The following is a 7,253-nucleotide window of genomic DNA, read 5'->3' on the forward strand; positions in this document are numbered from 1 at the left end:
CGGCCCTGACCAGCCACGGATCCTGTACCGCGTACGCCAACTCGACCTAGTCCCCAGCCTTCGGCCGTCCCCACGGCCGACATCTCCGCGACGCCCTTATAGCGCCCGGAGGTCACGATGATTTTGTCAAAACATGTCGGCCGAATGGCCGCTGTGCCGTCTTGCACAAAAGCAGCGCTTGCTCTTCGCGCCGGGTCGCCGGCGGCGCAACCCCTTTTGGATCGCGCCGCGAGAACGACCGGTCAGGCCGGGCGCGGAGCCCGGCGAACCTCGACGACGCGGACCTTGGTCCCGTCGAGCACCAGGGCCAGCTCGCCCCGCTTGATCTTCAGGGCGTCCGTGCCGAACGCGTCACGCCGCCAGCCTTGCAAGGCCGGGGTTTCGGCCTCGTCGTCGGCGGCGATCTTCTCCAGGTCCGAGACGGTGGCGATCAGCTTGGACGCCACGCCGGCCTCTTCGGCGCGGGCCTTGAGCAGCACCTTGAGCAGCTCGACCACGGCGCCGGCCGAGGGCGGCGGCGGCGGACCGGGCTTGTCGACCACGGGGGCGTAGCCCTCGGGATCGGCCAGGGCGGCCTTGATCGCAGCCAGCAGGTCGGGACCGAACTTGCTGCCGCCGAAGCCCTTGGGCACGCCGCGCAGGGTGTTCAGGCCGTCCAGCGAGGTTGGGGCCTGGGTGGCCAGCTCGTCGATGGCCTCGTCCTTGAGGATGCGGCCGCGCGGCTGGTCGCGCTGCTGGGCGGTGCGCTCGCGCCAGGCCGAGACGGCCTTGAACACGGCCAGGTACTTGGCTTGGGTCTTGCGCGGACGCAGGCGACGCCAGGCCTTTTCCGGGTCGACGTCGTAGGCGGCCGGATCGCTGAGCGCCTTCATCTCCTCCTCGACCCAGGCCAGGCGGCCTGATTCCTGGAGGCGATCGCGCAGCACCGGGAACAGGCGCGCCAGGTGCGTCACGTCGGCCAGGGCGTAGGCCAGCTGGGCGTCGGTCAGCGGGCGGCGGGCCCAGTCGGTGAAGCGGCTCGACTTGTCGATCTCAATCTTCAGCATCTGACGCACCAGGGCGTCATAGGCGATCTGCTCGCCGAAACCCGCGGCCATGCCGGCCACCTGGGTGTCGAACAGAGGCGTGGGCATCGCCTTGAGATTGTTGAAGATCTCGACATCCTGACGAGCGGCGTGGAACACCTTGAGCAGGGTCTCGTCGCGCATCAGTTCGAGCAGCGGCTCGAGGTCGAGGCCGTCCGCCAGCGGGTCGATCACGGCGTCCGAAGACGGCGAAGCGACCTGAATCAGGCAGAGCTTTGGCCAATAGGTGGTCTCGCGCATGAACTCGGTGTCCACGGCGATGAAGGGCTGCCCCTTCAAACCATTACAGAACTCCGCCAGCGCGGCGGTGGTGGTGATCGGCGTCATCGGCTGCTAATAGCCTCGCGCACCCCCGAGTCTGCAAGCGTCAAGCGTTGCGGAGCAGCCACTTTTCTGTCCCAAAGCGCCCGAGAGGGTCCGCGAAGGGCCTGGAACCACAGATGAGCGACCCGATGAGCGATCCGAAGACCGACCAAGCCGGCGGCCTGACCTACGCCCAGGCGGGCGTCGACATCGATGCCGGCAACGCCCTTGTGGACGCCATCAAGCCCCTGGCGAAAGCGACCCGCCGTCCCGGCGCGGAAGCCAGCCTGGGCGGCTTCGGCGCGCTGTTCGACCTGAAGGCGGCCGGCTACGAGGACGCCCTCCTGGTCACCACCACCGACGGCGTCGGCACCAAGCTGCGGATCGCCATCGACGCGGGCATGCACGCCACGGTCGGCATCGATCTCGTCGCCATGTGCGTCAACGACCTGCTGGCCCAGGGCGCCGAGCCGCTGATGTTCCTGGACTACTTCGCCACCGGCAAGCTCGACGTCGAGACCGCCAAGAGCGTGGTCGCCGGCATCGCCGAGGGCTGCAAGCTGGCCGGCGCGGCCCTGGTGGGCGGCGAGACCGCCGAGATGCCGGGCATGTACAATGACGGCGAATACGACTTGGCCGGCTTCTCGGTCGGCGCGGTCGAGCGCGACGGCGTGCTGCCCAAGCTCGACAAGCAACGGGCCGGCGACGTGATCATCGGCATCGGCTCGTCGGGTCCGCACTCCAACGGCTATTCGCTGGTGCGCCGCGTGGTCGAGCGCTCGGGCCTGGCCTGGGACGCCCCCTGCCCGTTTGAAGACGGCAAGACCCTGGCCGAGGCCCTGATGGCCCCGACCCGCATCTATGTGAAGTCGCTGCTGCCGCTGCTCCAGTCGGGCCGGGTCAAGGGCGGCGCCCACATCACCGGCGGCGGCCTGATCGAGAACCCGCCGCGCTGCATCGCCGAGGGCCTGGTCCCGCAATTCGACTGGAACGCCTGGGCCCTGCCGCCCGTGTTCGAGTGGCTGCAAGAGGTCGGTCAAATCGACGCCCACGAACTGCGCCGCACCTTCAACTGCGGCGTCGGCTTCATCCTGATCGTCGCGCAGTCGGACGTGGAGCCGGTGCTGGCCGCTCTGCTGAACGCCGGCGAGGACGCGTTTGTCTGCGGCCAGCTGGCCGCAGCCTGATGACCGCACGGACCAAGGTCGCCGCCCTGATCTCGGGCCGGGGCTCCAACATGGAGGCCCTGGTCCGCGCCGCCCAGGACCCGAACTGCCCGTTCGAGATCGCTTTGGTGTTGGCCAACAAGGCCGACGCCGGCGGTCTCGCCACGGCCCAGGCGGCCGGGATCGAGGCGCTGTGCGTCGAGAGCAAGCCGTTCGGCAAGGACCGCGAGGCCCACGAGCGGGCGGTCGATACGGCCCTGCGCGAGCGCGGGATCGAGGTCATCGCCCTGGCCGGCTACATGCGGATCCTCACGCCGTTCCTGGTCGACGCCTGGGAAGGCCGGATGCTGAACATCCATCCTTCCCTGCTGCCGAAATATCCGGGCCTAGACACCCACGCCCGCGCCATCACGGCGGGGGATACGGAGGCCGGCTGCACGGTGCACCTGGTGACCGCCGGGGTGGACGAAGGCCCGATCCTGGGCCAGGCGCGGGTGGCGATCGAGGCCGGCGACGATGATCACGCGCTGGCGGCGCGGGTGCTGAAGGAAGAGCACAGGCTCTATCCGGCGGTGTTGAGCGCGTTCGTGCGGGGGCTTTGAGGGCCTCCACTCGCCCCCCTATTCGCCTTCCTCGCCCTCGTGGCGAGGATCCATGCCGGAGCGATCTCAAAAGCCTGCCGCTGAAGCTCGGCGTTCTGTGCGAGGCCTGATCCTTCTGGGCAGGCGGACGCATGGGTCCTCGCCACAAGGGCGAGGAAGGCGAGTTTCTTGGGAAACCGGGAAACTGGAAAACGCCTGCTTTTCCCGTGGCGCTGTTTTCCAGCTCTGCATCACGCTCACCATATGCAGAGCGAAGAGCGCTACATCGCCGTGTACATCATGGCCAACGAGCGGCTGAGGACGCTGTACATCGGCGCGACCGGCTATCTGACCCGCCGGACCTGGGAGCATCGCGAGGGACTGATCCCGGGCTTCACCAAGAAGTACCGCCTCACGCGGCTGGTCTGGTATGAGCCCCACGAGGACATGGCCACGGCGTTCCAGAGGGAACGGTCGCTGAAACGCTGGCCTCGGCAGTGGAAGATCAATCTGATCGAGCGGACGAATCCGTTCTGGGACGATCTCTATCCTGGCTTGGCGTGAAGCCCCGCTCTCGCCCGCACCCAAATTTGCTTTCCTCGCCCTCGTGGCGAGGACCCATGCGTCCGCCTGCTCAGAAGGATCAGACCTCGCACGGAGCGCCGAGCTTCATCGGCGCGATCTGAGAACGCCCCACCATGGATCCTCGCCACAAGGGCGAGGAAGGCGGTTGGGGGGGGCGAGAAGCAAGCCCCCAAACAAAAAGGCCGGCGGGTTTCCCCGCCGGCCTTTTCGCAGTTCTAAAGCTCGAAAGCCTTAGCCGACGATGTCGGCATCGGTGAAGAACTGGGCGATTTCGATGGCCGCGTTCTCGAGGCTGTCCGAACCGTGGACCGAGTTTTCGCCGATCGACAGGGCGAACAGCTTGCGGATGGTGCCTTCGGCGGCGTTGTCCGGGTTGGTGGCGCCCATGACTTCGCGGTACTTGGCCACGGCGCCTTCGGCTTCCAGGACCTGCACGACGACCGGCTCGGCGGTCATCTGGGCGACGAGTTCACCGTAGAACGGGCGCTCGGCGTGGACTTCGTAGAACTTCTTGGCCTGGGCTTCCGTCAGGTGGACGCGGCGCTGGGCGACGATGCGCAGACCGGCTTCCTCGATCACGGCGTTGATCTTGCCGGTGATGTTGCGGCGGGTCGCGTCGGGCTTCAGGATCGAGAAGGTGCGTTCGGTCATTCCGAAAATCTCACAGAGAAAGTTTGTGAATTGGGAGGTTGCGGGCTTATAGCCGGGCGCCTCCTCCCCGCCAACCCCGCGTTCCCAACATGCTTCAGATCAACGAACTTACTTTCGACGCCTGGGGACGCCGGTTCTTCGACAAGGCGACCGTCAGCCTGCCTCCCGGCGCCAAGGTCGGCCTGATCGGCCGCAACGGCGTGGGCAAGTCGACGCTGTTCAAGCTGATCCTCGGGCACCTGGTCGCCGCCGGGGACGAGATCAGCATGCCCAAGAACGCCCGCATCGGTTCGGTGGACCAGGAGCACCCGGCCACGCCCGTGACCCTGCTCGACACGGTGCTGGAGGCCGACGAGGAGCGTCACGACCTGACGACGCGGCTGGAGACGGCCGATCCCGAGGAGATGGGCGAGATCTGGAGCCGGCTGATCGAGATCGACGCCGACTCGGCGCCGTCGCGGGCCTCGGAAATCCTGGCGGGCCTGGGCTTCACCCAGGAAGACCTGCAACGGCCGATGAGCGAGTTCTCGGGCGGCTGGCGGATGCGCGTGGCCCTGGCCGCGGCATTGTTCGCCGAGCCCGACATGCTGCTGCTCGACGAGCCGACCAACTATCTCGACCTCGAAGGCGCCCTCTGGCTGGAAGCGCGCCTGAAGAAGTACCCGCACACCGCCCTGATCGTCAGCCACGACCGCGAGCTGCTCAACAACAGCTGCACCCACATGCTGCACCTGGCCGGCGGCAAGCTGGAGCTCTACACCGGCGGCTACGACGACTTCGAGAAGCGCCGAGCCGAGAAGGCCCGCCTGCAGCTGTCGGCCAAGGCCAAGCAGGACGCCGAGCGCGCCCACCTGCAGTCCTTCGTCGACCGCTTCAAGGCCAAGGCCTCCAAGGCCGCCCAGGCCCAGTCGCGGATGAAGCGACTGGCCAAGATGGAGCCGGTGTCCACCACGATCGAGGAGCGCGTCGCGCCCTTCACCCTGCCCTCGCCGCCGCGCCCGCTGCCGCCGCCGCTGATCCGGCTGGAAAAGGCCAATGTCGGCTACGAGCAGGGCCGCGCGATCCTCAAGAACCTCAACCTGCGCATGGACCTGGACGACCGCATCGGCCTGCTGGGCGTCAACGGCGCGGGCAAGTCGACCTTCGCCAAGATGATCGCCGGGGCGCTGGACATCCAGACCGGCGAGCTGCATCGCGACAAGAAGATGAAGGTCGGCTGGTTCCACCAGCACCAGATCGAGGCGATGGATCCCGCCGACACCCCGCTGGAGATCGTCCGCCGGGCCATGCCGGATTCCAGCGAATCCTCGCGTCGCTCGCGCCTGGCGCAGTGGGGCCTGAACTTCGACAAGCAGGAGACCACGGTCGCCAACCTGTCGGGCGGCGAGCGCGCGCGCCTGCTGCTGAACCTGGTGGCCATGGACGCCCCGCACGTCCTGATCCTCGACGAGCCGACCAACCACCTCGACATCGACAGCCGCCGGGCCCTGCTCGACGCGCTGAACGACTACGAGGGCGCGGTGCTGCTGATCACCCACGACCGCTCGCTGATGGAGCTGGTGGCCGACCGCCTGTGGCTGGCCGCAGACGGCAAGGTCGTGCCGTTCGACGGCGACATGGACGACTACGCCAAGTTCGTGCTCGACCGCGCCAAGCAGGCCGTGAAGCCGACCCAGGTGGCGCGCGAGCCGGCCAAAGCCGAGACGGCGTCCGCCCCGGCCGCGAAGAAGGTCGCCGTCGAGCCGCTGCGCCGCAAGGTCGAGGCGGCCGAGCAGGTGCTGAACCGCAAGACCCGCGACCTCGCCGAACTGGAAGCCCAGCTGGCCGACCCGCAGCTCTATGTGAAGACGCCGGCCAAGGTGCCCGAACTGGAGAAGCGCCGCGACAACGCCAAGGCCAAGCTCGACGAGGCCGAGGCGACGTGGATGGAGCTGGCCGAGCAGCTGGCGGAAGCCGAGGGCTGAGGCCCACTCGCGGTAAACGTCAATAAACCAAGAGATTTAGCCGTTCCGACAGACCTGCGGTCGTATCCCTTGCGACATGACCGCAGCCCTCGCCAGCCGCAATCACGTCGTCGCCAATCCCGAAGGATTGTCGGCCGGCTGCGTGCTGGAGGCCTTCGCCGCCTGGCTCGACCAGCGCCTGGCCGAGGCCACGCGGCTGGAGATGGATCTGGCCTTCCGCGACCGTCCGTTCGACGTCGAGATCGGCCGCGTCCCGGCCCTGGTCGGCTGGGAGCACCGCTATCTCGCCCCCGGCGCCGAGGCGCCCAAGGGCAAGATGTGGACGGTCTACCGCCTGCACGACCAGACCGGCCGCCCCAGCGAACTGGCGACCGCCCGGGCCAGCGCCGACACGCTGGAAGACCTGACCCCGCTGCTGGGCGAGCTGGGCTACCTTGGCGTCTTCGACGGCGAGGCCGCGATGTTCCCGGGCCTGGGCGGCAAGCGCTAGCGGCGCTTGAGTTTCGTGATTCCGGCCCGATTGAGGGCCTTCGCGATCCCCGGCCAGCTGGGCTCCCGCGGTCCCTGCATGGCGTCCAGGTGCATGTTGCGCACGCTGGTCCAGCAGCGCACGCCTTCCTCCATCTCCTGACGAAAGCTCTCCAGCTCCTCGGCCGGCGCGTCGTGAGCGACGCTCTCTACGTCGCGCATGGTTCTCTGGATCAGGGCGACGTTCTGCTCGCAGGCGGCGATGACCCCGCGATAGGCCGCATCGAGCTTGGGGTTGCGGGAGGTTCGGCGCAGGCGGTTGCGTGGCGCTTTGGACTTGGGCATGGGGTTTCTCCGCTTCGAAGGGATGGAGCGCCTGCGGCGCCCCCCCTCAGTCGCTCCGCGACAGCTCCCCCAGAGGGGGAGCATCTGAAGCGCCAAGATCCTCCC

At 68.0% G+C, this 7,253-nt stretch carries 8 protein-coding genes; 5 read left to right on the forward strand and 3 right to left on the reverse strand.

Going from position 1 to position 7,253, the window contains the following annotated elements:
* Positions 1–242: 242 nt before the first annotated feature.
* Entirely contained in the window at positions 243–1,412 is a 1,170-nt protein-coding gene (gene rnd / locus AC07N1_RS21660; RefSeq protein ID WP_110121262.1) for a ribonuclease D, read from the reverse strand.
* Between the two features lie 125 nt (positions 1,413–1,537).
* On the opposite strand from rnd, the gene purM reads away from it, so the two are divergent.
* From purM to AC07N1_RS21675, 3 genes are all read left to right on the forward strand, one after another.
* Positions 1,538–2,575 carry a phosphoribosylformylglycinamidine cyclo-ligase gene (purM, locus tag AC07N1_RS21665; protein ID WP_494673676.1) on the forward strand — a complete coding sequence of 346 codons (1,038 nt, stop codon included), beginning with the start codon at positions 1,538–1,540 and terminating at the stop codon, positions 2,573–2,575.
* Entirely contained in the window at positions 2,575–3,156 is a 582-nt protein-coding gene (gene purN / locus AC07N1_RS21670) for a phosphoribosylglycinamide formyltransferase (protein WP_494673670.1), read from the forward strand. Before purM ends, purN begins: the two co-directional genes overlap by 1 nt.
* Positions 3,157–3,399: 243 nt before the next feature.
* Positions 3,400–3,699, forward strand: a complete 300-nt coding sequence (locus AC07N1_RS21675) for a GIY-YIG nuclease family protein (RefSeq protein WP_494673671.1) — start codon at positions 3,400–3,402, stop codon at positions 3,697–3,699.
* 252 nt (positions 3,700–3,951) lie between these two features.
* Here the strand turns inward: AC07N1_RS21675 and ndk are convergent, their stop codons facing one another.
* A complete protein-coding gene (gene ndk, locus AC07N1_RS21680; RefSeq protein WP_494673672.1) occupies positions 3,952–4,371 on the reverse strand; it encodes a nucleoside-diphosphate kinase in 420 nt (139 codons plus the stop codon).
* 89 nt (positions 4,372–4,460) lie between these two features.
* Here ndk and AC07N1_RS21685 point away from each other — a divergent pair, with 89 nt between their 5' ends.
* Both AC07N1_RS21685 and AC07N1_RS21690 read left to right on the forward strand, forming a co-directional pair.
* Positions 4,461–6,335: an ABC-F family ATP-binding cassette domain-containing protein gene (locus AC07N1_RS21685; RefSeq protein ID WP_494673673.1), complete on the forward strand. Its 1,875-nt coding sequence runs from the start codon at positions 4,461–4,463 to the stop codon at positions 6,333–6,335.
* A gap of 76 nt (positions 6,336–6,411) precedes the next feature.
* Positions 6,412–6,825 (forward strand): hypothetical protein, encoded by a 414-nt coding sequence (locus AC07N1_RS21690; RefSeq protein WP_494673674.1) that lies wholly within the window; start codon positions 6,412–6,414, stop codon positions 6,823–6,825.
* Here AC07N1_RS21690 and AC07N1_RS21695 read toward each other — a convergent pair.
* Positions 6,822–7,148 carry a hypothetical protein gene (locus tag AC07N1_RS21695; RefSeq protein ID WP_494673675.1) on the reverse strand — a complete coding sequence of 109 codons (327 nt, stop codon included), beginning with the start codon at positions 7,146–7,148 and terminating at the stop codon, positions 6,822–6,824. The two genes, AC07N1_RS21690 and AC07N1_RS21695, sit on opposite strands and share 4 nt — an antisense overlap.
* Positions 7,149–7,253: the final 105 nt, after the last annotated feature.

Source organism: Caulobacter sp. GW821-FHT09B11, assembly GCF_059418205.1.

What these genes read in the sequence shown, in the direction of transcription:
- AC07N1_RS21675 (WP_494673671.1), top strand. Translation starts at nt 3,400, where the DNA reads ATGCAGAGCGAAGAGCGCTACATCGCCGTGTACATCATGGCCAACGAG.
- ndk (WP_494673672.1), bottom strand. Translation starts at nt 4,371, where the DNA reads ATGACCGAACGCACCTTCTCGATCCTGAAGCCCGACGCGACCCGCCGC.
- rnd (WP_110121262.1), bottom strand. Translation starts at nt 1,412, where the DNA reads ATGACGCCGATCACCACCACCGCCGCGCTGGCGGAGTTCTGTAATGGT.
- purM (WP_494673676.1), top strand. Translation starts at nt 1,538, where the DNA reads ATGAGCGATCCGAAGACCGACCAAGCCGGCGGCCTGACCTACGCCCAG.
- AC07N1_RS21695 (WP_494673675.1), bottom strand. Translation starts at nt 7,148, where the DNA reads ATGCCCAAGTCCAAAGCGCCACGCAACCGCCTGCGCCGAACCTCCCGC.
- AC07N1_RS21685 (WP_494673673.1), top strand. Translation starts at nt 4,461, where the DNA reads ATGCTTCAGATCAACGAACTTACTTTCGACGCCTGGGGACGCCGGTTC.
- AC07N1_RS21690 (WP_494673674.1), top strand. Translation starts at nt 6,412, where the DNA reads ATGACCGCAGCCCTCGCCAGCCGCAATCACGTCGTCGCCAATCCCGAA.
- purN (WP_494673670.1), top strand. Translation starts at nt 2,575, where the DNA reads ATGACCGCACGGACCAAGGTCGCCGCCCTGATCTCGGGCCGGGGCTCC.